Origin of the sequence: Candidatus Poriferisodalis sp. (assembly GCF_965208925.1) — a bacterium.
Classification (GTDB): Bacteria; Actinomycetota; Acidimicrobiia; order Acidimicrobiales; family Poriferisodalaceae; genus Poriferisodalis.
The window spans coordinates 1,083,514-1,108,940 of record NZ_OZ242364.1; the positions used below are offsets into that span (position 1 = coordinate 1,083,514).

Consider the following 25,427-nt stretch of genomic DNA (forward strand, 5'->3'; position numbering starts at 1 on the left):
AATTGGAGATCACGTGTGGTCGTCGGCGGGCGGGAGCCGGTAGTCGGCCCCCAGGGTCCGCCAGATCAAGGGGACGCCGGGCCGGTAGGCGAGGTGGTAGCGGCTGGGCGCGTCCAGGATGGTCACGTGAGCCGGACTGCCGTTGGTGAGCCGCCCAACGTCAGTCCGGCCCAGCGCGACTGCTCCGCCGACCGTCACTGCGGCGACGGCTTCGTCGATCGTCATGCCCATGTCGCGCACTGCCATCGCAATGCAGAACGAGATGGACGTCGTGTAGCTGGAACCGGGGTTGCAGTTCGAGGCCATCGCCACCGTGACCCCGGCGTCGATCGCCCGCCGGGCGTCGGGGTAGGGCTGGCGGGTGGAGAAGTCGGTGGCTGGCAGGAAGGTGGCCACGGTGTCGCTGCCGGCCAAGGCCTCGATGTCGTCGTCGGAGAGGTAGGTGCAGTGGTCGACCGACGAGCAACCCATCTCGACGGCGAGCTGCACGCCCGGCCCGTGGCCGAGCTGGTTGCCATGCACGCGCAGACCGAGCCCGGCGGCACGTCCAGCTTCGAGCACTGCCCGGGACTGCTCGACGTTGAAGGCGCCGGTCTCGCAGAACACGTCGATCCAGCGGACGCGGTCCTTGACCGCCTCCAGCATCGGCCCGCACACCAGGTCGATGTAGTCGTCGGCGCGTCCCTCGTACTCGTGAGGCAGCAGGTGGGCACCCAAGAACGTGGCCTCGGGTGTGGCGTCGGCGGCCAGCGAGGCCAGCTCGATCTCGGAGTCCAGCGACAGGCCGTAACCGGTCTTGATCTCCACCGTGGTGGTGCCGGCCCGGTGCACCTCGGCCAACCGCTGATCGAGCGAGGCCGCCAGAGCTTCCCGGCCCGCACTGCGCGTGGCCTCGGTGGTCACCCGGATACCGCCGCCGTCGTAGGGCTCGCCTGCCATCCGCCGGGTGAACTCCTCGGCCCGGTCGCCGGCGAACACCAAGTGAGAATGGGAGTCGACAAAGCCGGGCAGCACGCAGCGACCGCCAGCGTCGAGACGTTCATCGGCGACGGCCCCAGACGGGCCCACCGCCACCACGGTGTCGCCGTCGATGACCAGCGACGCATCGGTCACGACGCCCAGCGGGCCGTCGCCCAGCTCGGGATCGTTGGTGACCAGCTCGGCGATGTTGTCGATGACCAGGGTCATGGCGCAGTGACCTCCGTGATGGCTGCGGCCAGCTCGGCCGCAACGTCAACGGTCGTGTGGCGCCCGTCACGCACGACAGTTCTGCCGCCGACCACCAGGTGCTGCACATCAGCACTGGTGGCCGCGAAAACCGTCGCAGCCAGCGCCGAATCGGTGTCCGTTCCGGCCAGCTGCACGCCCTTGAGGCCCACCGTGACAAAGTCGGCCAACGCTCCCGCCTCCAGCACGCCGCCCTCCGGCCAACCGAGCGACCGGTAGCCGCCGGAGGTGGCCATCGCGGCGAGATCCTCGGTGGCGAACACGCCGCGGACACCCGAGGCCGCCCGCTGGTCAAGCTCGACCGTGCGGGTCTCTTCGAACAGGTCGATGGCGGCGTGGGAATCCGAGCCCAGACACAGGCCGGCCCCTTGGTGGGTCAGACCAACGCTGGGGCCGATGCCGTCGGCGAGGTCCCGTTCAGTGGTCGGGCACAGGCAGCACGAGGCGCTGGCCTCGCCGATCATTGCCTGGTCGCGGCCATCGGCATGTGTGGCGTGCACCAGCGTTGTATCCGACCCGAGCCCTCCGGCGCGGGCGATCACCTCGACGGGGGTCATGCCGTGGACGCCCAGGCATTGCTCGTTCTCTGCAGACTGCTCGGAGGCGTGGAAGTGCAGCGGGGCGCCGCGCTCGCGGGCCCAGTCAGTGGCCACCTTGATGGACGCAGGATCAACCGCCCTCACCGAGTGCACCGCCGCGCCGATCTGGATCATCGTCCCTGACGCCGTCGAGGCCAGCCGTTCGACCCGGTCGGCCCACCGGTCAGCACTGCCGTCGCTGAATCGAGCCTGCGCTGGCCGGAGTGGCTCGTAGCCGCCCAGCGCGGGGTCAAGCCCGCCATGCAGATACAGCGTGTCCAGCAGCGTCAGGCGGATGCCCGCGTCGCGGGCCGCGGTTGCCACCGCAGCGCCCATGGCATTGGGGTCGTCATATTCGCCCCCGTCGGGGCGGTGATGGACGTAGTGGAACTCGCCGACCACACCGATGCCAGCCAGCGCCATCTCGGCGAACACCGCCCGAGCCAGCCGGTAGTAGCTGTCGGGGTCAAGGCAGCTCGCCACCCGGTACATCAGGTCGCGCCAGCTCCAGAAGTTGCCCCGCCCGAGATGGGTCCGGCCACGCAGAGCGCGGTGAAAGGCGTGACTGTGCGCATTGGCCAGCGCCGGCAACGTGAGACCGGCCAAAGGCACAGCCCCCTCCGGGCGTACCGGCACATCTGCGCAGACCCCGGTGATGCGGTCACCTTCGACAGCAATCACCACGCCCTCCGCGGCCCGGGGGCCGCCGAGCCAGGCCAGCTCGCACCAGTAGTGGGCAGTCACACACCGACCCTTTGGTTGAACCGGGTGATGCGCTCGATAAAGGCGTCACGGTGATGCTGCTCGAACTGTTCCCAGGTGCACAGCGTGGACGGGTCGGCGCGGTCGGTGATCAGCACGCCGTCGAGGTGGTCGCACTCGTGCTGCCAGGTTCCGGCCGTCAGGCCCCGCGCGGTGACGCAGTGCTCCGTGCCGTCGCGGTCGAAATAGCGGACCCCGAGATGGACCGAGCGGACCACGTCGCCGCGCAACGGCACCGACAGGCAGCCCTCGTTGATCACCACGGTCTCGTCGCCGAGCACTTCGAGTTCGGGATTGATGGCCACGGTCAACGGGATCGGTGGCTTGTAGGGGTAGCGGGGATTGTCGTTCACCTCGATGACGACGATCCGGGCCGTCTCGCCGATCTGGTTCGCCGCCAATCCCGCCCCGTTGGCGTGGCGCATCGTGTCGATGAGGTCGTCGATGATGCCCTGCGTTCGCTCGCCGGCAATGTCCGCACGCGGCACGGCCGCAGCCGGCTGCCGCAACGCCGGATGGCCGATGGAGAGGATCTCCCGAACGGTCATGCGTGTCGCCTGATGCTCACTGCGCGGCCGGTCGGTCGGCCGGAATCTGCACGCCGCGCTCGGCAGCCACGTCCCATGCCCGCTCGTAGCCGGCATCGGCATGGCGCATCACGCCCGTGCCCGGGTCGTTCAGCAGCACCCGTTCCAGCTTCTGCGCCGCCAGGTCGCTCCCGTCGGCCACGCTGACCTGGCCGGCATGGATCGACCGGCCGATGCCCACCCCGCCGCCGTGGTGAATGCTCACCCAGGACGCGCCCGACGAGGTGTTGACCATCGCGTTCAGCAGTGGCCAGTCGGCAATGGCATCGCTGCCGTCGGCCATGTCCTCGGTCTCGCGGTAGGGCGAAGCCACCGAGCCCGAGTCGAGATGGTCGCGCCCGATGACGATCGGCGCCTTGATCTCGCCTGACGCGACCAGCTCGTTGAACCGCAGTCCCAGCCGGTGACGCTCCCCGTAGCCGAGCCAGCAGATCCGCGCCGGCAGGCCCTGGAATGCCACCCGCTCGCCGGCGAGAGTGATCCATCGCTTGAGCGGCTCGTCGTCGGGGAATTCGGAGAGCACGGCGCGGTCGGTGGCAGCGATGTCGGCCGGGTCGCCCGACAGCGCAACCCAGCGGAACGGTCCCTTGCCCTCGCAGAACAGCGGCCGGATGTAGGCGGGAAGAAAGCCCGGATAGTCGAACGCCCGGTTGTAGCCGCCCAGCTCAGCTTCGGCTCGCAGGCTGTTGCCGTAGTCGAACACCTCCGAGCCGGCGTCGAGGAAGCCCACCATGGCCTCCACGTGGGTGGCCATGGCCGCACGGGACCGGCGAATGAGCTCGTCGGGCTGGTCGCGCCGCATCTCTTCCGACGCCTCGGGCGACAGGTCGTTGGGCACGTAGGTCAGCGGGTCGTGCGCGGAGGTCTGATCGGTGACGATGTCGGCTGCGACGCTGTCTGCCAGCAGGCGCGGCATCAAGTCTGCAGCGTTGCCGACCAGCCCCACCGACAGCGGACGGCGCGCCCGCACGGCCTCGTCGCAGCGGCGGAGCGCATCGGCGTAGTCGTCGGCAACCACGTCGAGATAGCGGGTCTCCACCCGTCGGGCGACCCGCTCGGGGTCGACCTCGATGCACAGGGCCACCCCTTCGTTCATGGTGATGGCCAGCGGCTGGGCGCCGCCCATGCCGCCCAGCCCGGAGGTGACGGTGAGCGTCCCGGCCAGCGACCCGCCAAAGCGCTTGCGGGCGATGGCCCCGAAGCACTCATAGGTGCCCTGCAGGATCCCCTGGGTGCCGATGTAGATCCACGACCCGGCCGTCATCTGGCCGAACATGGTGAGCCCGAGATGCTCCAGCCGGCGGAACTCGTCCCAGTTGCCCCAGTCGGGCACCAGGTTGGAGTTGGCGATGAGCACCCTGGGCGCCCATTCGTGAGTTTGGACCACGCCGACCGGCTTGCCCGACTGCACCAGCAGGGTCTCGTCGTCGGCCAGATCGGTCAGCGCCCTGATCATGGCGTGGAAGGCCGGCCACGAGCGTGCCGCTCGTCCGGTGCCCCCGTACACGACCAGTTCTTCGGGACGCTCGGCCACCTCAGGATCGAGGTTGTTCTGCAGCATCCGGAACGCGGCTTCCTGGGGCCAGCTCCGGCAGGTCAGCGAAGTGCCGGTGGGGGCTCTCACCCCGCCGGGCGGGGCGGCGGCAGCGTGCTGTGTGCTGGAAGCCATAGACGACCTCAAACTGCGAGATGTGCGGTGTGCCACACGTTAGTGAGCAGCGGCCTATGCTGTCAATATGCAGCAAGAGATTTCAGTATCTGAAATAAGCGCTGTCACTTCCCTGCACAGGTCGCGCTCGGCAGAACGGGTGCTGGCGCTGTTGGACGCGGTCGTCACCAGCGGTGAGCTCAGCCTGACAGCAGCTGCATCTCAGACAGACATGCCGGCAAGCACGGCGCTGCGACACCTGCGGGTGCTGACCGACCGCGGATATCTCGTGAAGAACGGCTCCGGGTCGTATTCGGTGGGCCCAGCATTCGTGCGCACCGCCTTGGCGTCGCTGCAGTCGGGTCCCTACGCACGGCTGAGGGCGGCCGCCCAACCAGAGCTGGAACGACTGGTGGAGGCCACCGAGGAATCGGCATACCTGGCCGTACGCGACGGCGACGCCGCCGTCTACATCGCCACGGTCGAAGGCCGCCGAGCTATTCGCCATGTCGGCTGGGTGGGCCGTTCGGTGCCCATCGGCGGCACTGCGGTAGGCGAGGCGTTGCTCGCCGCGCCGCTGGCACCTGGCTCGCGTTGTGCTCCCATCTTCAACACCGGCGCCATCGAGCCCGACGTCACCGCCGTGTGCGCCCCAATTCACGGCTCCGCAGGTCCGCTTGCAGCTTTGTCCGTGCTGGGCCCCGCAGACCGGCTCACCGGCGCCCGCCTGCAAACGGCGGCCGACGCCGTGACCCAAGCGGCCATGGCCACCTCGTCCGCGCTGTCGTCTGGCCCTGCAGAGGTGACCTGACCGTGGAACTGGACGGCCCCGGCGTCGCTGTTTCCGATGTCGTCGCGGTTGCCCGCCACGGATCCCATGTGCACCTGAGCGCCGACGCCCTCGAGCGGATGACCGCAGCCCGCAGCATCGTCGAGACCCTGGCCGAGGGCGAGCCGGCCTACGGCATCTCCACCGGCTTCGGCGCCCTGGCCAACACCACGATTCCCGCCGATCGCCGGGTCGCCTTGCAGCAGTCGCTGATCCGCTCCCACGCCGCCGGGATGGGCCCGCCGGTCGAGGCCGAGGTCGTGCGGGCCATGATGTTCCTGCGAGCACGCACGCTCGCCTTCGGAGCTTCCGGAGCGAGACCGCAGGTGGCCGAGACGCTGGTGCGCCTGATCAACGCAGGCGTGGTGCCGGTGGTGCCCGAGCACGGCTCGCTCGGCGCCAGCGGCGACCTTGCCCCGCTTGCCCACGCCGCGCTCGTGCTCATGGGCGAGGGCGAAGTGCTCACCGACAACGGGTACACGATCAGCGGGGCCGAGGCCCTTGCGAGAGCGGGCATCGAACCCGTGGTGCTCGCCGAGAAGGAAGGCCTCGCCCTCACCAACGGCACCGACGGGATCCTGGGAATGCTGTGCCTGGCCGTCCACGATCTGGCCGGGCTGCTGCGCGTTGCCGACATCGTGGCCGCCTGCAGCGTGGAGGCGTTGCTGGCCACCGATCGGGCCTTCGCCGCCGACCTGCTGGCGTTGCGGCCCCATCCCGGCCAGCAGGCCAGCGCCGCCAACCTTCGCACGGTGCTGGCGGGCTCGCCCATCGTGGCCAGCCACCGTCATGACGACGACCGTGTGCAGGACGCCTACTCCATCCGGTGCACCCCCCAGGTGCACGGCGCGGCTCGCGACACCTTCGACTTCGCCGCCGAGGTGGCAGATCGGGAGCTGGCGTCGGCGATCGACAATCCGATGGTGATGGGCGACGGCCGGGTCGAGTCGTGCGGCAACTTTCACGGGGCACCCGTCGCACTGGCAGCCGACTATCTCGCCATCGCCGCCGCCGAGGTCGGTGCCATCGCCGAGCGCCGTATCGACCGCTTGCTCGACGCCAAGCGTTCCCACGGACTGCCGCCGTTCCTCGCTGATGATCCGGGCGTGGACAGCGGCCTGATGATCGGCCAGTACACCGCGGCGGCCCTGTGCGCAGAGAACCGTCGGCTGGCCTCGCCGGCAGCGGTCGACTCGCTGCCGACTTCCGCCATGCAGGAGGACCACGTGTCCATGGGCTGGGGTGCCGCCCGCAAGCTGCGCCGGGCCGTCGCCAACCTGCGCCGCATTCTCGCGATCGAATGGGTGACCGCCGCCCGCGGCATCGAGCTGCGAGCGCCCCTGCAGCCCGCGGCAGGCACCGCAGCCGCGCTCAACCTGCTGCGCAGCGCAGTGCCCGGCCCAGGCCCCGACCGCTGGCTGTCCCCCGAACTCGCCGCAGCCGATCAGCTGCTCACCGACGAAGCCCTCGTGCCCGCAGTCGAGTCAGTCACCGCCCCCCTGACCTGACGCAATTCAGCGGCGCGACGGCATCGGTAGCCTCCGCCCGATGCGCGACAGACCTGCGACGAATGGTCGGCCGGACTGGGTGTCCGATGAGATGTACCCGTTCGAGAGCAGATTTCATGAGACTTCATCTGGCCATCACCTGCACTACATCGACGAAGGATCCGGCTCGCCGATCGTCTTCGTTCATGGCAACCCGGCATGGTCATTCGAGTTCCGCCATTTGATCGTTGAGCTCCGAACCGAGCACCGATGCGTCGCAGCAGACCATCTCGGCTTCGGGCTCTCCACTCGGAGCGATCGCAACGAAGACCACCACCCCAGCGCGCACGCTGAGAGGTTCGAGGAGTTCGTCCTCGACCTCGATCTGCGGGATGTGACGCTGTACATGAACGACTGGGGCGGCCCCATAGGACTGGACTTCGCCCGCAAGCACCCGGATCGAGTGAAGAACTTGATCATCGCCAATACGTGGTGCTGGCCGGTCAGCGGCGATCGCCATTTTCGGTTCTTCAGCAAGATGATGGCGAGCCCGCTCGGTCGATACCTGATCACCCGGCGCAACTACTTCGTCAAAGGCGTGATGCCCCGCGCGGTGGCTGACCGCAAGACGCTCACGCCCGAGGTCATGGCGCACTATCGCAACGCCCTCCCCGACCCGGCCTCGCGAGCAGCATGCGCTGCCCTTCCCGGCTACATCGTGGACGCAGCTGACTGGCTGGGTTCGATCTGGCGCGACCGGGCAGCGTTCAGCGACAAGCCGACTCTGCTGCTGTGGGGCAGCAAGGACATCGCATTTCGGCTGAAGGAGCTCGAGAGGTGGAAGTCGGCGATGCAGAACTACGAAGCGCACGTCTTTGACGACGGCGGACACTTCGTCGCCGAAGAAATCCCGCACCGGATCCTGCCCCTGATCCGGGAATTGCTCAGCCGGTAGACAATCAAGCCGGTTGCCTTGTGCCGTAGTTGTACAATTTGTACATGACGGAGATCGCGTTCACCGACGCACGGAACCGCCTGGCCGATGTGATCACTGAGACCAGCCGGTCCGGCGAGCCGATTTCAGTGACGCGGCGCGGCCGGCGGGTCGCAGTGATCCTGAGCGCCGACGCATTCGACCAGCTCGTCGACCGTGCCGATGAGGCCGAGGACCGACGCGCACTCGACGCAGCTCGAGCCGAGGATGACTACGTGCCGTGGGAAGAGGTCAAGGCCGCCCTCGGGCTCGAGTGAGCCGGCGCATCAGTGACCCGGTACACAGTCGAGATCTCGCGCCGGGCCGTCAAGGCGATTGCCGGGCTCGGACGCGCCGACCAGCTCCGGGTTCGCGCGGCCATCGACCTGCTGGCGGACGAACCACGCCCACCCGGCTGCGTCAAGCTCGCCGGCGAAGAGTCTGCGTACCGGGTGCGCGTAGGCGACTACCGGATCGTGTACGACGTCATCGACGACCGGCTCGTGATCCAAGTCGTCCGGATAGGCCACCGCCGTGACACCTACCGAAGCACCTGAGCTCGCCGCCGATGGGCAGATGCTCGCCGCCGCAAACCCGCTGGCCGCAGGTGCCGACGTTCGCCTCCCGCGCTCACGGACGGTGCACGCCTCCCCGCCGCCCGCCGAACGCGCATTGGTGACACCGATAGGTTTCACCTCGGAGATTTCCCCTGAAGCTGCCGGTCCGCGAGCTGAACACACGCATCGTCGCAGGTCGGAGGGGCCTTTCCGCGGACCCTAACAACCCGATCCCGACACTCGTGAAGAATCAGGGCTAGCCGCTCCTATCCGCTACCTGCGCCGTGCGGCGCGCGAGGGTGTTGACAATACGGCTGAAACTGGAGGTGATGTGAAGCGCTCAAAGTTGACCGAGTTGCACTACATGTGCCACGTCGGCAACTTGCCATCCATTCTCGCCAAGGGCATTCTCAGCCACCATCGCGCAAGACAACACGGGCCCATCTCAATCGCCGACGAGAGCGTGCAGGCTCGACGAGCCAACAGAACGGTGCCGCGCGGACTACCGCTACATGCCTACGTGAATCTGTACCTCAATGCGCGGAATCCGATGATGTTTCGGGTCACGAGCGGCGGCCAGAAGGTCGCACACGTTTGTGTCCTGTCTATATCGACGGATGTCCTCGACCTTGACAACGTCGTGTTGGCGGACGGAAACGCTGCATCAGAGGCGACGGCGTTCCGGCCAGCGCCACAGGGATTGACGGCAATCAAGCGCAAACGCGTATTCGCCCAGTACTGGAACCATGACGACCCCTTCGAGAAGCGAGAGCATGTGCGAGAGATGTGTGCTGAAATCCTCGTGCCCAACTCAGTCGATGCTGCGATGATTGAGAACGTCTACGTCGCAAACGATGAGGTCGCCGCCTCAGTCTCGGCTAACGTAGCGAACGTTCGCGCGATTGCTGAGGGTTACCTCTTCTTTTGCTGACGCGAGCAGGCGCACGCAAGCCAACGAACCCGGCTGGAGAGCACCATGATTCAGCTGACGACAGGCGATGTGCTCTCAGCCGATGCTCAAACGCTCGTCAATACGGTCAATTGCGTCGGTGTCATGGGCAAAGGCGTCGCACTGGCCTTCAAGCAGCGCTTTCCGGAGATGTTCCGCGATTACGCCGAACGATGCCGAGAAGGCTTGGTGCGGCTTGGAGAGCCGTACCTCTTTCGTCCGCTCGTCGAGCCGTGGATACTCAATTTCCCGACAAAGGACCATTGGCGGTCCGTCTCACGGCTCAGCGACATCGAGGCAGGACTCGACTACCTCGCATCACACTTCACGCAGTGGGGCATCACGTCCTTGGCCGTGCCCCCACTCGGCTGCGGCCAAGGCGGTCTTGACTGGCCAACTGTGGGACCGGTGCTGTACCGCCGGCTCGAAGCGTTGGAAATCCCAGTGATCCTCTACGCGCCTCAGGACACCCCTGCTGAGCAAGTGTCCAAGGAGTTCCTATTGGAAGGCGGAGGCGGGGCAGCCACTGATCCCGATTCGAAGATTCCAGCCGCCTGGATGGCTCTGGCAGTGATCATCCGCAAGCTGGAGCGAGAGCGTTATGCGGCGCCTGTCGGCCGAACTTCGTTTCAGAAGCTCGCGTACTTCGCGACCGCCGCAAGCGTCCCCACTGGCCTTGAGTTCGAGCAACGAAGTTACGGACCGTTCGCCAACGGACTCAAGTCAATTCAGACGAGGCTCATCAACAACGGCATTCTGGCTGAATCCAAAGCGGGCCGGATGTTTGAGGTGCATACAGGTGCCGCGTACCTCGATGTTGTGCACCGCCGCCAGCATGAGATCGAACCGCACATCGAAGCGATCGAACGCACAGCCGATCTCATGCTCCGCATTGACACCAAGCGGGCCGAAGCTTTTGCGTCGGCGCACTTCGCGGCTTCTCTGCTCGCTCACGTCAGTGACGAGCAGCCGACCGAGACTGAAGTGCTGGCGGAAGTGATGCGCTGGAAGTCGCGACGCCGGCCGCCGCTGACCGAAGAGGATGCCGCCGAGGCAATCCGCAGTCTGAGCATGCTCGGTTGGCTTGACGTGAAGTTCAGCGAGACGCTTCCGGCATACGACGACTTCTCCAGCGCTGCGAGTGCTGCAGCGTAGACACAGTCACGCCGTCGGTAGAACTCAGCAGGTAGCTAGAACTGGCGGGCGTCGATGGTGACGCCCGCGGCTTGGGCTAGCTGAGTTCCTATGTCAAGGGCGCGAGGTTGTGTGCGCGTGATGCGGTCGGGCCGCCAGCTCGGTTACGGGGTGGAGTCGCTGTCGCGGTAGGTGGCTCAGGCAGCTGTGGGTCGCCGACCTCGCCCCGGTCGCCAGCTGGTCCGGGGTCGCCTATGTGTGCTTCATCACCGACGCCGACAGCCAGTCCGCCAGCGTCATTTACGCGGCCAGATCTTGACGATCATGTCGCCCATCCAGCGTCCGCGCTGCTCAATTTCGTCCTCGGTCCACCGGTCGCCGGATTCCTTAAGGAGCCGCCGATTCAAGAACAGGTTGTCGGACTCCTGGATCTTCTCGCGTTTCACGGCCCACGCCCTGTTGCTGACGGACGAGTTCAGTGGCGCATTTAGCAGAGTCATGTTCCCTAGCGTGGCCAGCGCTTGGCTTCGCTTCTCCTGTGCCTGCTCCGGGTCGATCCCGCTCGGCAGCGGCCACTCCTCCGGCCCCCACCCTTGGGGTAAGAGGTGTTCCACATGGAGACCGGCAGGAACACTCTGGTTGCCCGCCATCGGTGGGATCAGGTTCCTCTCCAAGGCGGTCAGCACCAGGCGTCGTGCGTACAGCGCGAGATGCCGCTGCGAGACAGCCTGGATGGTGGCCGCGTCGTTTGGCCACAGATTCGCGTTCTCCGAGTACGCCAAGAGGTGCGTGCGTATTGCCTTACTCGGTGTCTCTGGGGTCTGAGCCTGTTCGGATAGGGCTTCGATCAACTCGAGGGCGACCTGGTCGTAGCTGCGCGCCTGGTACCCGGTCAGCAGCCTGCGCACCAAGTAGCTTTCGAGGGCTTCGAAGCACGCCGCCCGGTCATCGGTGTCGACATCCAAGTGTCGCAGCTTCAGCAGTAGCGGCCATACCGCACCAGCTCCCATGGCGAGGCGGCGTTCGTGGAACAGCGCTTCGCGGCCTCCTGCTCCAGACTCCACCGTCTCTGACTCCTTGAAGTAGCACGCGTCGTCCAGCAGCTGCTCCATGATCTCCTCGAGGCGATCGTCGCTCCGATCCACGTAGTGCTGGAACTCGCGGAACACTCGCCGCACCGCCACAGACCTGCCGGTTTGAGCCTCGAGCCAGTAGTCGACGAAGACATCGATCCGCGGTCTCTGGACGCCGCGCCCGATCAGCTGACGCCACCAGGGATCATCGAAGGCATCCAGATAGTGCTCGAAGAACGTCTCCTGGCTCAGGCGTCGGTCCTCGTCCGCCTTGTACAGCAGATAGTTCTTGATCTTGTCCCATTCGGTCAGCGGCTCTCCGCGAGCATTCAGGCTCTCGAAGATCGCGTGCTCCTTCTCGTGGGGATCCAGATAGATGGCGACTACACGGAGCTTCAGAGCGAGCGTCTGTACGAGCGCGGTGCCCGCCACGTTCATCCGGTCGTCATGGCGATGGAGCCACTCGTGGATCTCGCTCTCGAAGTACCGATAGCAGTCGGCTATGGGACCGTCGATTCTGGGATTGCCATCGCCGTCACGTGCCGCACCCATGACATCAGGGAAGCGTTCATAGTCATGGCCTCTCCTGTGCGTCTGGTATTGGATCTTCAGAGGCTGGCTCGCTGAATCATTGACGGTGAAGTTGCCAAGGTTGTCGGCGGGCTCGGTAAGGCCAGCCACATCAAGGGCGGACGCCGCCGCGGCCATCAGAATCTGAAGGGTCGTCAGGCGCTGCTGCCCGTCGATGACGCGATACTTCCTCGCCAGGTCCGGGGTGGACCCGCTGATCTTGAACACGACCGCACCCATGAAATGGGGCTCCACTCCGTTGTGGTCGGCATCAGCGAGTTCGGTCCCAGCGGCGCTCTCGATGAGTTTCTCAGCGATGTCTCGGACATCAAGCCACAAGGGTTCCCACTGATTCTCCTCATTCCAGACGTAGAGCCTCTGGTAGTTCGGGACGATGTACACGAGCTTCCCGTCGAAGAGCTGAGCCAGTGTTTGGTCTTGCGGCTGCAATGCGACGAACCTCCTACTCCGGTGGCGAACTGCCGTCTCTGAAAGTCTCGCAGGGCTGGTGGAATTGATTCTCAGGCTGAGGTCATGAGGCTAAGCCCGGGTCCGGGACTGCCCGATTTGCGCATTGAGCTTCCTGTACCTGATCCCGGTCAGGACTGGACCGCTCACTACTACGTCAAGTTGCGGAGGCTGACCGTGCTTGCACATGGAGGCGACATTGGTGCTGCGCGCGAATTGCGGACGGCCGGCTGGCCTGGTGTCTCAATCGGCGGCGAGGGCCTCGATCTCGATCATGAGTCCGGGGAAGGCGAGCTGGGTGGCCCCGATCAACGTCATGGGAGGGGTTGCGCCCAGCGGTCCGAACCGTTCGCCGAACGCGCCGAAGTGCTTCAGCGCCTCGTCCATGTCGGTGACGTAGACGGTGAGCCGCGTGATGTTGGTGAGATCCATGTCGGCGGCATTCACGACGGCTTCGAGATTGTCGAGCGCCAGCGTCATCTGGCTTCGCATGTCCCCGGCGTGCTGCGGTCTGCCCTCGGCATCGACCGATGTCTGACCTGAACAGACCAGTTGCCTGCTCGCTCCCTCGATGATCTCGGCCTGGTTGAAACCGAAGTTCAGTGACCACGGCCACGGGTTGACTGGCGTCCTCTTCATTGCGTCGTTTCCTTCCTTCGAATGTCCGCTGCACAGGCCGTCACAAGCTCGCTGGCCTGAACGACTTGGCGGAGGGAGGGGGATTCGAACCCCCGGAGGCTTGCGCCTCAACGGTTTTCAAGACCGTCGCAATCGTCCACTCTGCCACCCCTCCGCCGGCCAACCTACCGGCCCGGCTGGTCGGCACCGGAGAGCGGCCGCATCGCGGTCCGTGCTCAGGTGGGGCTATCTTGAGTCGGCGCACCGGCCACTGTCGGCTGGTTGCAACGGAGAGGTGGCCGAGTCCGGTTGAAGGCGCTTCCCTGCTAAGGAAGTAACTGCCGCAAGGTGGTTCGTGGGTTCGAATCCCACCCTCTCCGCACCTCCTCATCACACGAAGTGAAACGACCTGCATGAGAAACCGGCTGCTTCGGTTCGCGACATATGTCGCCGTGGGTGTCGTGACGGGGTTCATCGTGGCGGCCGTTGCCGTGCTCACCGAGAAAGTGCTGCTCGAGCGAGTGCTGCACCTGCCGCCCTGGCAGCGGATGATCGCGCCGGCACTCGGACTGTGGGGCGCCGTCATCCTGCTGCGCTGGGCCGAGGCAGGCCGCCGGCTGTCGCCGTCCACTTCCGAGGAATACATACGCGCCTTCCACGACCGCAATCACCCGATGCGGTTCCGGGACCTGCCTGCGCGCCTGCTCGCGGGCATCGTGACGGTCGGCTCGGGCGGCGCGGTCGGTCTCGAGGGTCCGTCCATCTACGCCGGCGCCACAGCCGGCAACGCGATCCAGCGGGTGGTGCGCCGGCTGTTCCGGGGCCGGGAGGGCTACGCGCTGCTGGTGGCCGGCGCAGCAGCGGGTGTCAGCGCCATCTTCCAGGCGCCCGCCACCGGCGTGCTGTTCGCGCTCGAAGCTCCCTACAAGAGCGATCTGGGACGCCGGGCGCTGCTGCCCGCGCTGCTCTCGAGCGCCTCCAGCTACGTCGTATACGTGCTGGTCACCGGCTTCGACGACCGCCCCTTCGAGATCGGCACCGAGATGGTGAGCGTCCAGTTCGGCCGCCAGGAGCTGCTGGGTGCAGCGGTGGTGGGCGCCCTCTGCGGGCTCCTGGCGTCGGCGTTCTGCCGGGTGCTGGCGATCGCCAAGCGGATTCACGCCTCCGATCGACCGTGGTGGATGGTCGCGCTGTGCGCCGGGGGAATCCTGGTGGGCCTCGCTGCGCTCTGCGAGATCCTGTTCGACGCGCCGCTGTCGCTGGGCCCGACCGCCGAGGGACAGCTCACCGACTGGGCGCTGAATCCCGAGGCGTCGCTGTGGCTGCTGGGCGCCCTCCTGATCATCAGGATCGTGGCGACCTCGACCGTGCTCGCAGGCGGCGGCGTGGGCGGCGTGTTCATCCCGCTCGCCGTGTTCGGGCTGATCGTGGGCCGCCTGGTCGGCGGATGGATCGAGCTGGGACCTGAATCGCTGGCGTTCTTCCCCTTCATCGGCGTCGCCGCATTCCTGGCGGCCGGCTATCGCACCCCGCTCGCCGCGGTGATGTTCGTGGCCGAGTCCACCGGCGCGCCGCTGTTCGTGGTGCCCGCGCTGGTGGCCGTTGCCGTGTCACAGGTGCTGATCGGCAATGCCTCGGTCTCGCAGTTTCAGCGGGACAGCCGCACGGGGCATCTCGAACGCCGTTTGGAGATGCCGGTCAACTCGGCGATGTCCACCGACGTGCCCACGGTGAACGCGGACGCCCCGCTGACAGACTTCGTGTGGGGAGTGGCGATGCCCCACAGACAGCTGGAAGCCGTCGTGACCGGGCCCGAGCGGGAGTTCCTCGGCGTCATCCGGCTCAGCGACACCCGCGACGTGGACCGCAACGACTGGATATCGGTGACGTGCGGCGAGGTGATGACCACCGACATCACCCCGGCGCGCCCGTCGTGGACGCTGCGCGAGGTCACCGAGGCCATGGCTGACGCCGACATCGAGCTGTATCCGGTGATCGACAGCGGCGGGCGGATCGCGGGTGTTGTTACCGAGAACGCCATCGTCAAGCTGGTGGACTTCCTCAATGAGACACAGGGCGACCGGTGAGCTCGCCAGAACGGGACAGGGCAGACGATGAGCGAGGCTGAGTCGGAAACCAGATCCAAGGCCGAAGACGGGCCCGGGCCGATCGGTCTGCTGGAAGGCCTGGCAACCACGCGGGCCATCCGGCGCTACTTGCCGGATCCGATTCCCGACGCGGATCTCGCGTCGATCCTGTGGCACGCGGGCCGGGCCCCAAGCGGCTCCAACCGCCAGATGTTCCGGTTCATCGTGCTGCGCGACGGGCCGGCAGCGCAGCAGGCCAAGGCACTGCTCGGCCAGTGCTTTCGTGACGGGTGGAACTCGAAGCGTTCGGGCGACGGCTACGCGCAAGGCTCCGGCGCCGACGACGACTCGCCCAAGGCCCGCATGGCCCGGACCATGCAGCACTTCGTCGACCATTTCGAGGAGACGCCAGTCGTGATCCTGGCGTGCCTGGTGCGCTACCGGAAGCCCACCTACGCCGAGGGCGCATCGGTGTACCCGGCGGTGCAGAACCTGTTGCTGGCGGCCCGGGCGCTCGGCTACGGCGGCGTCATCACCGGCTGGCACCGCGACGTCGAGGACGAGCTGCGAGAGCTGCTCGGCATCCCCGACGGCGTGGCGATCCATGCGACCATCCCGCTCGGCCGGCCCGCAGGGCGCCACGGCCCGGTGCGGCGCCGACCGCTGGGTGAGGTGGTGTACGAGGATCGCTGGGAACAGGTCGCGCAGTGGGCGGTCGACCCGCCCGGCACGCGCTTCGCCTCAGCAGGTCCGCCGCCCGGCTCGCCTACCTGAGCACGCTCGCCGTGGAGGCGGCAGGAGACTCCGCTCAGACGGTCTCGGCGGGACGGTCGGTGTGGCTCCACTGCGACCAGGAGCCGATGTACACCTGCGGGCGGCCGAGGCCGGCGCGCTCCATGGCCAGGGCGTCCATGCAGGCGCTGACGCCTGAGCCGCAGTACACGACCGCGTTGTTGCTGCCGCCGGCCTCCTGCACACCCTCAGCCGCATAGCGGGCGCTCAGCGTCTCAGCGTCGGCAAAGCGGCCGTCGGAGCTGAGGTTGTCGGTCATCGGCACGTTGACCGCGCCGGGGATGTGGCCGGGGCGCGGATCGACCGGTTCGGTCTCGCCTCGATAGCGGTCGCCGCCGCGGGCATCGATGAGCACGACGTCAGCGCTGGCGCCGGCGCCGGCCGCGTCGTCGATGTCGACGAATGCGCCCGCCGGCCAGGGCCGCACCGGGCACTCGGCCGCGGCGCGTGCGTTCGCTGCCGTCTCGGTGGCGCCGGTCCACGAACCCAGTCCTCCGTCGAGCAGTGCGGCATCGTGGCCGAGCACTCGCAGCATCCACACCATCCGGCCCGCTGCCGTCCCGTTCAGATCGTCGTAGGCCACCACCGGATCATCGGGGCCGATTCCGAGACTCCCCAGTGACGCGGCGAAGTCGTCCGCTGCCGGCAGCGGATGGCGGCCATGCGCGGGCGCGCCATGTGCCGACAGATGCGCGTCGAGATCCACCCAGATGGCTCCGGCGATATGGCCCTCGAGGTATGCGTCGTAACCGGACCTTCCGTCGAGGTACCAGCGCACGTCGCACAGGACGATGTCGTCGCGGCCCGCGATGTCAGCGGCGCTCACCACGGGTGGCAGCGGCGCCATCAGCCCTGCCCGAACATCATCAGCCACTGCTGTTCGCTGCGTGGCTTGAAGACGTAGTTCATCTGGCGTGTCTGGCCCATGGTGGCGCTGGGTTCGAACGAGTACCGGTGCCCGGGAAACAGCACGGCCGAGTCGGGCACCTTGGCCAGCGTGTCGTGCAGCGATCGGTACATCGCTGCCGGATCGCTGCCGGGCAGGTCCATGCGCCCGCAGCCGTCGAGGAACAATGTGTCGCCGGCCACGAGCGCCCCGCCCACCAGGAAGCACTGGCTGCCGGGTGTGTGCCCGGGAGTGTGCAGCAGCTCGATGTCGATGGCGCCCACCGACACCACGTCGCCGGGGGCATGCAGCTCCATGTCGCTCATGGAGATGCCGGTGGTCTTGCGCACCAGCTCGGCCTCGGGCGCCTGCAGGTGGATCTTCGTGCCCTGGCGCTCGAGCAGCTGGGCGACGCCCTCGATGCTGTAGCCCATCATGTTCCCGCCGATGTGATCCGCGTGAAAGTGCGTGGCCAGCACGCCGGTGAGCTGCATCTCGTCTTCGGCCAGGATGTCGAGCAGGTCGTCGACGGCATACGCCGGGTCCACCACGACCGCCTCGCGGGTCTCCCGGTCGCCGATGAGGTAGGCGAAGTTGACCATCTGGCGGGCGATCGGGTCGCTGGTGGCAAAGTCCTGGCCCGACAGCAGCTGGCGGAAGTAGAGCCGGCTCTCGTCGGGCTGGCGTGCCTGCGGACCGTCGGCGGTGTCGTCACCCATGGCAGCGCACAGTACTCACCAGCCGCGCGGAGAGGCACGCCCGCCGTGGCGACGGGTTGGCCCACCGGGCGCCAGCGCGGCAGTATGCGCTCATGAGCCAAACGCCTGCGCCGCTGTCGGACTTCTACGAGATGGACGAAGTCCTGTCCGACGAGGAATCCATGATCCGCGACACCGTCGCCACGTTCGTCGCCAAGGAATGGGACCCGATCGTGGGCGACCACTTCGAGGCAGGCACCTTCCCCATGGAGCTCGTCCCGACGATCGCCGACATGGGCCTTCTCGGCATGCACCTCGACGGCTACGGCTGCGCGGGAGCGTCGGCGATGGCGTACGGCGTGGCCTGCCGGGAGCTCGAGGCCGGCGACAGCGGGCTGCGCAGCTTCGTGTCGGTGCAGGGATCGCTGTGCATGTTCCCCATCTGGCGCTACGGCTCGACCGAGCAGAAGGAGCACTGGCTGCCCCGCATGGCCGCAGGCGAGATCATCGGCTGCTTCGGGCTGACCGAGCCCGACCACGGCTCCGACCCGGCCTCGATGACCACGCGGGCAGTGCGCCGGGGCGACACCTGGGTCCTGAACGGCGCCAAGCGGTGGATCACCAACGCGGGGCTGGCCGATCTGGCCATCGTGTGGGCCAACACCGACGACGGCTTCCGGGGCTTCCTGGTGCCCACCGACTCGCCCGGCTTCGAGGCTCGCAAGATCCAGAACAAGCTCTCGCTGCGGGCCTCGGTGACCGGCGAGTTCTACATGGACGACGTCGAGGTGCCCGAGTCGATGCGCCTGCCGGATGCGCTCAGCATCGGCGCGCCGCTGAGCTGCCTGTCCGAGGCCCGCTTCGGCATCGCCTTCGGCGCCGTCGGTGTGGCCCGCTGCTGCTACGAGCAGGCGCTCAGCTACCAGCTCGAGCGTCCCCAGTTCGGCAAGCCGCTGGCCAGCTTCCAGATCAGCCAGATCAAGTTCGCCGACATGCTCACCGACATCACCAACGCCAATCTGCAGGCCATGCGGCTGGGCCAGCTCAAGGAACAGCACCGGCTGCGACCGCACCACATCTCGATGGCCAAGCGGCACAACTGCCGGGTGGCCATCGATACGGCTCGCACTGCCCGAGCGATGATGGGCGCCAACGGCGTCTCAACGGAGTACGCGCCGATGCGCCATGCGGCGAACATGGAATCGGTCATGACCTATGAGGGCACCGAGGAGATCCACGGGCTGATCCTCGGCCAGCAGATCACCAACATCCCCGCGTTCCGCTGACGGCGCTCCGGCGCGCATGACGGCCGGGTCGCGCCATGGTCTCGGGACCGACACTGAACTGCAATGGCGCTGCGGGAACTGCGACGGGACCATGGGCGTCACTCCGGTAGAGCCGCTCGATGAGCGGCCGACCGAGGAAGGGGACGCCATGATCGTTCCAAGCAATTGCCGGACCAGCAGTTCCTCAGGCACACGGGCACGATGGCTGGCCGTAGCCGTGGCAGTACTGGCCGTGACAGTCCTTGCCGCAGCCTGCGGTGGCGGGAGCGATGACAGCGACGCGTCCGCCGCCGAAGACGCACCAGCCGCGACTGTCGCCATGTCTCAAGAGTCTCTCGAAGCCGCTTCGGAAGAGATGGCTGACGAGGAAATGATGGACATGGACGAATCAGCCAGGGAAGTCCGGCTGACTTCGGGCGGCGCCGCCGCCGAGGAGGACATGTCGGACGACTCCGGCTCTGATGCCCTGGCGGCTGGCGTGCCCGCTGTCCCTGCCGATCTCGGGCGGGACATCATCTACACAGCGTGGATCGCAGTGGAGACCGCCGACGTGGCTGCTGCCGCGGCACAGGCCAACTCGATCATCGAAGGACTCGGCGGGTTCACGTTCTCCCAAGACACCCGCACCCAAGACCGGGCTTACACCACACTGACCTTCAAGGTCCGGCCCGAGCAGTTCTCGACTGCGCTGGAGCGGCTGTCCAACGTGGGCGAACTCGTCGAGCAGTCCGTGAACGCCGAGGATGTCACCGACATCGTCGTGGACCTGAACAGCCGCATCTCGACCGCCGAGATCAGCGTGAACCGGTTGCGCGACTTCCTGTCGCAGGCCACTGACGTGGAAGGCGTGGCCGAGCTGGAACGCGAGCTGGCGAACCGCGAGACCAACCTGGAACGGCTCCGTGGACAACTGCGCTCTCTGCGCGACCGGGTGGACCTGGCCACGATCACGCTGTCGATCACGGAGTCTGTCGAGGCGGTGCCCCGCACCTCGGTGATCCTGCGAGCCTGGATGGCGGCCGGCGAAGACGACCCGTGCCTCGGATTCACCGATCTGGCCACGCCGCCAGACGCTGATGTGGGTTTCTGCTTCGAGCTGGAGAACGAAGGCGAAACCGTGCTCACCGAGGTGATGCTGAGCTCGAATGAGCTGCGATTCAACACCGACGACGTGAGCGTCGCCGAAGGCACAGTGCTCGAGCGAATCGAACCTGGCGAGCGGGCGGTCGCCACGCTGAATCTGCCCGTGACGGATGGGCGCATCGCTGGGCGGGTGGCGACCCGCGGGCTGGAGATCAACGTCCGTTTGAGCGCGGTGCCGGTCACCGAAACCGGCACCGAACTGGCCAAGTTGGCCCGCAGCCAAGGTCTGTATCTCTTCGTCGAGGAGGAGGACACGCCACCCGGCTTCGGAGATGCACTGAGCGGCGGTTGGAACGCGCTCGTGGCCGTGGGCAACGGCGTGCTGCTGGTCATCGGTGCGCTGCTGCCGTTCCTGCCAGTGATCGCGATCGCGCTGGCAGTCGCGTGGTGGTGGCTGCGTCGCCGCCGGGCCCAGGACTCAGCCGCATAGCAGCCGGACGGCATCGGACATATTCGGACCTCCATTGGTCATGTCCGTTTGTGTCCGATGCGGCCTGCCAGACTCGCCTCATGCAGGTATCGGCCGTGCGCACGACGGGGATTTACTGCCGAGCGGACTGCTCGGCGCAACCGCTGCCGCACAACGTCACGCACTACTCCAATCCGGTGGCCGCCGAGGTGAACGGCTTCCGTCCCTGCCTGCGCTGCCATCCGGAGCGTCGCGCCGGCTCGCTCGCCGATCTGGACGTGCCGGCGCCGGTCGAAGCGGCCCTGCTGCGGATCAACGACGGTTTTCTGGACGATCACGACGAAGAGGCGCTCGCGGCTCATGTGGGGTACAGCGCCCGCCAGCTACGGCGACTGTTCGAGCATCATGTCGGTGCCACACCCACCACCATCGCCCGCTCACGGCGAGCGCATTTCGCGCGCTGCCTCATCGATGACACCGATCTGACATTCGCCGAGATCGCCCGCGCCGCGGGATTCGGCGGGCCTCGACAGCTGCACCGGGCCATGACCTCGGTGTTCTGCTTCACACCGACCGAGCTGCGCTCCAAGCGCAGCCGCGGCGGATACACCGAGCTCGACGGGGGCCTGGTCCTGGAGGTGCCCGCTTTGGCGCCGTACGACTTCGGCACGTTCGTCGCGCACCAGGAGTGCCGGTCGATTCCCGGCGTGGAAGCCGTGGCCGGCAGCGAGACCGGGTCGACCTACGTACGCAGCTTCAGTGCGTGCGGGCATCCAGGCATTGCAGAGGTAGCAGCACTGCCGAGCGGCGGCGACAGTCTGCAACTGCGGCTGCACCTGCCGACCTACGACTCGATCATCGATGCCGTGAGCCGGGTGCGCGCGCTGTTGGGAACCGATGAAGATCCCGCCCCTGCGGCGGCCGTGCTGGGCGACAATCCGCTCATCGGCCCGCTCGTGCGGACGACGCCGGGGCTGCGTGTGCCGCGCTCATGGGACCGCTTCGAGACCGCCATACGGATCATCGTGGGGCAGCAGATCTCCCTCGCCGCGGCCTCCACGCTCAGCGGCCGCATTGCCGAGCGCTTCGGCACGCCGATCGACCCTGTGCTGGAGTGCTGCAACGACGTCTTGGTACCGCTCACGCACATGTTCCCGGGCGCTGCAACACTCGCGAGCGCCGGAGGGGCCGGGTTAGCCGGCCTGGGATTCACCCAGCAGCGCATCGACACCATCGTCGGCTTCTCCCAAGCAGTGGCCAGCGGCGAGTTGGATCTGACCGCCGCGGACACGCTGGATGCCACTGTCACCCGACTCTGCGAGCTGCCAGGGATCGGCCCGTGGACAGCGCACCTCATCGCCATGCGTGTCATCGGCCATGACGACGCGTTTCCGGCGTCCGACCTGGGCCTGCGGCGTACAGCGGAGCGCTTGGTCGGCCACCCGGTCGATGCTCGCGAACTCGAAACTCTGTCGCAGAGCTGGCGGCCGTACCGTTCGTGGGCCGCACAGCATCTCTGGCATGCCGGCCACCAGTCCCCTCGCTGATCTGCCCGTCCGCGATCGGCCTCTTGCGCGACAGACCCCCTTCGGAATCCAACCCAGGAGCCAACATGAGCACTGACACCCACTGGCACACAACCGTCGACAGCCCCATCGGACCGTTGGGTCTGGTGGCGACCGACGAGGGACTGCGCGCCGTGTCGTGGCGCGGCGACGAGACGTCCGTCAAGCTGCCCGACCACATGGTCGAAGACCCCGATCATCCGATCTTGCGCCAAGCAGCGCATCAGCTCAGCGAGTATTTCGACGGCGACCGCACCAGCTTCGACGTACCGCTCGACCTGCGCGGCACGCCGTTCCAAGAGGCGGCCTGGCGGGCACTCGGCGATATTCCATACGGTGCGACCCGCAGTTACGGCGAGCAGGCGGCATTGATCGGCCGACCCAAGGCCGTGCGTGCCGTAGGCCAGGCCAACGGCCGCAACCCCGTACCGATCGTGCTGCCGTGCCACCGGGTCATTGGCGCCAACGGCTCGCTCGTGGGCTTCGGAGGCGGACTCGATCTCAAGACCCAGCTGCTCCAGCACGAGGGCGCGCTGTAGTCGACGCGGCACGCAGGATCGCGCAAGAGACACAGGCGAACTCTTCTGGTGACGGTGAACACTCATCTCGTCGACGATGTCCGCCGCGCGCTGGCCGACCATGCCAATCCCGACAAGGCCGAACCCATGCGCGCCTACATGAAGTCCGAGATGCCCTTTCGCGGCGTCCAGAAACCGGCCCGAACCAACCTGGTCAACGCAATCCTGCGCATCCACCCGTTTGAGGACGGCAGAGCCTGGCAGAGCACCGTATTGGAACTCTGGCGCAGCGCCGAATTCCGTGAAGAACGCTACGTCGCGCTCGCCATCGCCGGCGCGCCCAAGTGCCAGGTGTTCCGCACGCTCGACACGCTGCCGATCTTCGAGGAGTTCGTCGTGACCGGCGCCTGGTGGGACTACGTCGACGAGGTCGCTACGCGCCGACTGCGTGAACTCCTCGAGAACTACCCCAGCGACATGGCCGGCCAGATGCGCTCATGGAGCAGCGACAGCGATATGTGGAAACGCAGGTCGTCGATCATCTGCCAGATCAACAGGAAAGACGAGACCGATCTCGGCCTCCTCTTCGACTGCATCGAACCCAACCTGTCGCACAAGGACTTCTTCATCCGCAAGGGCATCGGGTGGGCGTTGCGCTCGCTCGCGTGGACCGACCTGCGGACCGTCGAGGACTATGTCGCCCGCAACCACGACCGCCTGAGCACGCTGTCAGCCCGCGAGGCTCTCAAGAACGCCGACAAGATCCGGCGCTCTTCGTAGACCGCCACGGCCACCCTCACCGCAGTGCGCGAGGAGGGACTTGAACCCTCACACCCTTGCGGGCACAGGCACCTGAAGCCTGCGCGTCTGCCAATTCCGCCACTCGCGCGTGGGGCGAACAGACTAGCCCGCGAACCTCCGCTCCTACACTGAGCCGTCGTGGGCGGCGCCAGCCTGGTCGACAGCGACGGACAGTGCCACGAACTGGGCGCTTCGACGGTCATCGGACGGCGTGACGACTGCGACATCGTGCTCAACGGGCCGAAGGTCTCACGGCGGCACGCGCAGATCAGCTCCAGTGCAGACGGCCTGCTGCTGGTGGACCTCGCCAGCGTGAACGGCACGCTGCTGAACGGGATCGAGATCACCAGCGAGCGCCTGTCGCACGGCGATGTCGTCACCATCGGCACCCACGATCTGCGGCTGGAGCTGGACTGATGTCCGAGCAGTTGGTGCGACTGCTCGCGCTGTGCGTGCTCGTGCTGCTGTACCTGTTCTTCTTCCGTGTCATGCGCGCCGTGTGGGCGGTAGTGGCGACACCTCGCAATCACCTCGGCTGGAGGTCGCTGCGCACACTGCGCGGCGGTGGAGCCGCGAACGGCAACGCAGCCCCGCAGCCGATGGCGCTCGTCGTCCGCTCGCCGTTGAGCTCTCAAGGAGAACGGCACCTGCTGGCTGACACGCTGACTATCGGGCGCGGTCCCGAGTGCGACGTGATCATCGAAGACAGCTACTCGTCGCAGGCTCATGCGCGTCTGTTCCGCGACGGCAGCCAGCACCTGCTGGAGGATCTGGGCTCGACCAACGGCACGTATCTGAATCGACAGAAAGTCGACAACGCAACGGCTGTACGCATCGGTGATTTCGTACAGGTCGGCTCTACCGTCTTCGAGGTCGGCACATGACTGGTGCCCACGGTGCCGGCGCATCGCACAGCGACGAGACTGCAAGGTCATGACTGCCCCCGCTCGCCAGATGCGCATTCGCTGGGGCGGGGCGTCGGATCGGGGCCTGCGCCGAGCAGAGAACCAGGACGCCATGTATGCAGACATCGGCCTGTTCGTGGTAGCCGACGGCATGGGCGGCCACCTTGGCGGCAGCGTGGCCTCAAGTCTCGCTGTGAAGACCGTCGCCGCAAACTCCCCCTCGACACCGGCTGAGCTGCTGGCGGCGGTTCGCCATGCCAACCAGGTAGTGCATCACCGGTCAACCGCTCATGCGGACCTGTCAGGCATGGGCACCACGCTGTGTGCCATCGCGGTGGTGCAGCAAGACGACAACCGCGTGTGGTGCCTGGTCAACGTCGGCGATTCCCGCGTCTACCGCTACCAAGGGGGCGAGCTCACCCAGCTCACGATCGACCACAACTTCGTGGCCGAGATGATCAGGGCCGGCGACCTCACAGTCGAGCAGGCCGCGGACCATCCGCGGCGCAACACACTGACTCGAGCCATCGGCGTGGAGCCGCAGGTCATGGTCGACGACTGGATCCTCGAGCTCACCGGCAACGACCGCTTCCTGCTCTGCACCGACGGCGTCACCAACGAATTGGACGAGTCCGACATCTCCGAGCTGCTCGACATCGATGAGCATCCCTCAGACGTGGCACGCGCCCTCGTCCGGCAGGCCAACGACCGCGGGGGGCGCGACAACTCCACAGCACTGGTGGTCGATGTCGACATCGAAGGGGCCGCACACGAGCCGACCTCGACGCAGCCCGACGGTCCGCAGCCCGAGGGCAGCTCCCAGCGAACGCCGAGACGGCGCGGCTGGCGACGCTCACGCTCACGCTGAGGCCTCCGC

The 25,427-nt window shown here is 66.9% G+C and carries 25 protein-coding genes and 3 tRNA genes; 18 read left to right on the top strand and 10 right to left on the bottom strand.

What is annotated here, in order from left to right:
• Window positions 1–9: 9 nt before the first annotated feature.
• From hutI to hutU, 4 genes are read right to left on the bottom strand one after another with little or no spacing between them, the layout of a single operon-like run.
• Entirely contained in the window at window positions 10–1,188 is a 1,179-nt protein-coding gene (hutI, locus tag ACOGI5_RS04645; RefSeq protein ID WP_419863298.1) for an imidazolonepropionase, read from the bottom strand.
• The gene (locus ACOGI5_RS04650) at window positions 1,185–2,549 is read right to left on the bottom strand and encodes a formimidoylglutamate deiminase (protein ID WP_419863299.1); all 1,365 of its coding nucleotides are present in this window, start codon (window positions 2,547–2,549) and stop codon (window positions 1,185–1,187) included. The genes hutI and ACOGI5_RS04650 overlap by 4 nt, the downstream gene beginning before the upstream one ends.
• Entirely contained in the window at window positions 2,546–3,115 is a 570-nt protein-coding gene (def, locus tag ACOGI5_RS04655) for a peptide deformylase (protein WP_419863300.1), read from the bottom strand. Before def ends, ACOGI5_RS04650 begins: the two co-directional genes overlap by 4 nt.
• 16 nt (window positions 3,116–3,131) lie before the next feature.
• Entirely contained in the window at window positions 3,132–4,823 is a 1,692-nt protein-coding gene (gene hutU / locus ACOGI5_RS04660; RefSeq protein ID WP_419863301.1) for a urocanate hydratase, read from the bottom strand.
• A gap of 139 nt (window positions 4,824–4,962) precedes the next feature.
• Between hutU and ACOGI5_RS04665 the strand changes: the two genes are divergently transcribed.
• From ACOGI5_RS04665 to ACOGI5_RS04695, 7 genes are all read left to right on the top strand, one after another.
• Window positions 4,963–5,613: an IclR family transcriptional regulator gene (locus ACOGI5_RS04665; protein WP_419863302.1), complete on the top strand. Its 651-nt coding sequence runs from the start codon at window positions 4,963–4,965 to the stop codon at window positions 5,611–5,613.
• Window positions 5,610–7,139 (top strand): histidine ammonia-lyase, encoded by a 1,530-nt coding sequence (gene hutH, locus ACOGI5_RS04670; RefSeq protein WP_419865429.1) that lies wholly within the window; start codon window positions 5,610–5,612, stop codon window positions 7,137–7,139. The genes ACOGI5_RS04665 and hutH overlap by 4 nt, the downstream gene beginning before the upstream one ends.
• 40 nt (window positions 7,140–7,179) lie before the next feature.
• Entirely contained in the window at window positions 7,180–8,073 is an 894-nt protein-coding gene (locus ACOGI5_RS04675; protein WP_419863303.1) for an alpha/beta fold hydrolase, read from the top strand.
• A 44-nt stretch (window positions 8,074–8,117) separates the two neighbouring features.
• Window positions 8,118–8,369 carry a type II toxin-antitoxin system Phd/YefM family antitoxin gene (locus ACOGI5_RS04680; protein ID WP_419863304.1) on the top strand — a complete coding sequence of 84 codons (252 nt, stop codon included), beginning with the start codon at window positions 8,118–8,120 and terminating at the stop codon, window positions 8,367–8,369.
• A 12-nt stretch (window positions 8,370–8,381) separates the two neighbouring features.
• Window positions 8,382–8,648 carry a type II toxin-antitoxin system RelE family toxin gene (locus ACOGI5_RS04685; RefSeq protein ID WP_419863305.1) on the top strand — a complete coding sequence of 89 codons (267 nt, stop codon included), beginning with the start codon at window positions 8,382–8,384 and terminating at the stop codon, window positions 8,646–8,648.
• A 331-nt stretch (window positions 8,649–8,979) separates the two neighbouring features.
• Window positions 8,980–9,579 (top strand): DUF4433 domain-containing protein, encoded by a 600-nt coding sequence (locus ACOGI5_RS04690; protein WP_419863306.1) that lies wholly within the window; start codon window positions 8,980–8,982, stop codon window positions 9,577–9,579.
• Window positions 9,580–9,624: 45 nt separating this feature from the next.
• Entirely contained in the window at window positions 9,625–10,752 is a 1,128-nt protein-coding gene (locus ACOGI5_RS04695; RefSeq protein WP_419863307.1) for a macro domain-containing protein, read from the top strand.
• A 275-nt stretch (window positions 10,753–11,027) separates the two neighbouring features.
• Here the strand turns inward: ACOGI5_RS04695 and ACOGI5_RS04700 are convergent, their stop codons facing one another.
• The 3 genes from ACOGI5_RS04700 to ACOGI5_RS04710 all read right to left on the bottom strand — a co-directional run bounded on the left by ACOGI5_RS04700 (window position 11,028) and on the right by ACOGI5_RS04710 (window position 13,635).
• Entirely contained in the window at window positions 11,028–12,824 is a 1,797-nt protein-coding gene (locus ACOGI5_RS04700) for a DUF262 domain-containing protein (protein ID WP_419863308.1), read from the bottom strand.
• A 261-nt stretch (window positions 12,825–13,085) separates the two neighbouring features.
• A complete protein-coding gene (locus ACOGI5_RS04705) occupies window positions 13,086–13,481 on the bottom strand; it encodes a RidA family protein (protein ID WP_419863309.1) in 396 nt (131 codons plus the stop codon).
• A 66-nt stretch (window positions 13,482–13,547) separates the two neighbouring features.
• Window positions 13,548–13,635: transfer RNA gene (locus ACOGI5_RS04710), tRNA-Ser, on the bottom strand.
• Between the two features lie 114 nt (window positions 13,636–13,749).
• Here ACOGI5_RS04710 and ACOGI5_RS04715 point away from each other — a divergent pair.
• From ACOGI5_RS04715 to ACOGI5_RS04725, 3 genes are all read left to right on the top strand, one after another.
• Window positions 13,750–13,840: transfer RNA gene (locus tag ACOGI5_RS04715), tRNA-Ser, on the top strand.
• A gap of 33 nt (window positions 13,841–13,873) precedes the next feature.
• Window positions 13,874–15,547 (top strand): chloride channel protein, encoded by a 1,674-nt coding sequence (locus tag ACOGI5_RS04720; protein WP_419863310.1) that lies wholly within the window; start codon window positions 13,874–13,876, stop codon window positions 15,545–15,547.
• 27 nt (window positions 15,548–15,574) lie between these two features.
• The gene (locus tag ACOGI5_RS04725) at window positions 15,575–16,321 is read left to right on the top strand and encodes a nitroreductase family protein (RefSeq protein ID WP_419863311.1); all 747 of its coding nucleotides are present in this window, start codon (window positions 15,575–15,577) and stop codon (window positions 16,319–16,321) included.
• 34 nt (window positions 16,322–16,355) lie between these two features.
• Here the strand turns inward: ACOGI5_RS04725 and ACOGI5_RS04730 are convergent, their stop codons facing one another.
• Entirely contained in the window at window positions 16,356–17,186 is an 831-nt protein-coding gene (locus ACOGI5_RS04730) for a sulfurtransferase (RefSeq protein WP_419863312.1), read from the bottom strand.
• Window positions 17,186–17,944, bottom strand: coding sequence for an MBL fold metallo-hydrolase (locus ACOGI5_RS04735; protein WP_419863313.1), 759 nt, complete (start codon window positions 17,942–17,944; stop codon window positions 17,186–17,188). The genes ACOGI5_RS04730 and ACOGI5_RS04735 overlap by 1 nt, the downstream gene beginning before the upstream one ends.
• Window positions 17,945–18,036: 92 nt before the next feature.
• On the opposite strand from ACOGI5_RS04735, the gene ACOGI5_RS04740 reads away from it, so the two are divergent.
• The 5 genes from ACOGI5_RS04740 to ACOGI5_RS04760 all read left to right on the top strand — a co-directional run bounded on the left by ACOGI5_RS04740 (window position 18,037) and on the right by ACOGI5_RS04760 (window position 23,624).
• On the top strand, window positions 18,037–19,209 hold the full coding sequence (locus ACOGI5_RS04740) for an acyl-CoA dehydrogenase family protein (RefSeq protein WP_419863314.1): 1,173 nt from the start codon (window positions 18,037–18,039) through the stop codon (window positions 19,207–19,209).
• A gap of 319 nt (window positions 19,210–19,528) precedes the next feature.
• Entirely contained in the window at window positions 19,529–20,782 is a 1,254-nt protein-coding gene (locus tag ACOGI5_RS04745) for a DUF4349 domain-containing protein (RefSeq protein ID WP_419863315.1), read from the top strand.
• A gap of 80 nt (window positions 20,783–20,862) precedes the next feature.
• Window positions 20,863–22,308: an AlkA N-terminal domain-containing protein gene (locus ACOGI5_RS04750; protein WP_419863316.1), complete on the top strand. Its 1,446-nt coding sequence runs from the start codon at window positions 20,863–20,865 to the stop codon at window positions 22,306–22,308.
• Between the two features lie 65 nt (window positions 22,309–22,373).
• Window positions 22,374–22,865, top strand: a complete 492-nt coding sequence (locus ACOGI5_RS04755) for a methylated-DNA--[protein]-cysteine S-methyltransferase (RefSeq protein WP_419863317.1) — start codon at window positions 22,374–22,376, stop codon at window positions 22,863–22,865.
• A gap of 48 nt (window positions 22,866–22,913) precedes the next feature.
• Window positions 22,914–23,624: a DNA alkylation repair protein gene (locus ACOGI5_RS04760; protein WP_419863318.1), complete on the top strand. Its 711-nt coding sequence runs from the start codon at window positions 22,914–22,916 to the stop codon at window positions 23,622–23,624.
• A 25-nt stretch (window positions 23,625–23,649) separates the two neighbouring features.
• Here ACOGI5_RS04760 and ACOGI5_RS04765 read toward each other — a convergent pair.
• Window positions 23,650–23,733, bottom strand: a tRNA-Leu gene (locus tag ACOGI5_RS04765).
• A gap of 50 nt (window positions 23,734–23,783) precedes the next feature.
• Here ACOGI5_RS04765 and ACOGI5_RS04770 point away from each other — a divergent pair.
• Genes ACOGI5_RS04770 through ACOGI5_RS04780 form a run of 3 tightly spaced genes read left to right on the top strand, consistent with a single transcriptional unit; the run spans window position 23,784 to window position 25,418 of the window.
• On the top strand, window positions 23,784–24,062 hold the full coding sequence (locus tag ACOGI5_RS04770) for an FHA domain-containing protein (RefSeq protein ID WP_419863319.1): 279 nt from the start codon (window positions 23,784–23,786) through the stop codon (window positions 24,060–24,062).
• Window positions 24,062–24,529 carry an FHA domain-containing protein gene (locus ACOGI5_RS04775; RefSeq protein ID WP_419863320.1) on the top strand — a complete coding sequence of 156 codons (468 nt, stop codon included), beginning with the start codon at window positions 24,062–24,064 and terminating at the stop codon, window positions 24,527–24,529. Before ACOGI5_RS04770 ends, ACOGI5_RS04775 begins: the two co-directional genes overlap by 1 nt.
• A 49-nt stretch (window positions 24,530–24,578) precedes the next feature.
• Window positions 24,579–25,418, top strand: a complete 840-nt coding sequence (locus tag ACOGI5_RS04780; RefSeq protein WP_419863321.1) for a protein phosphatase 2C domain-containing protein — start codon at window positions 24,579–24,581, stop codon at window positions 25,416–25,418.
• Window positions 25,419–25,427 lie beyond the last annotated feature (9 nt).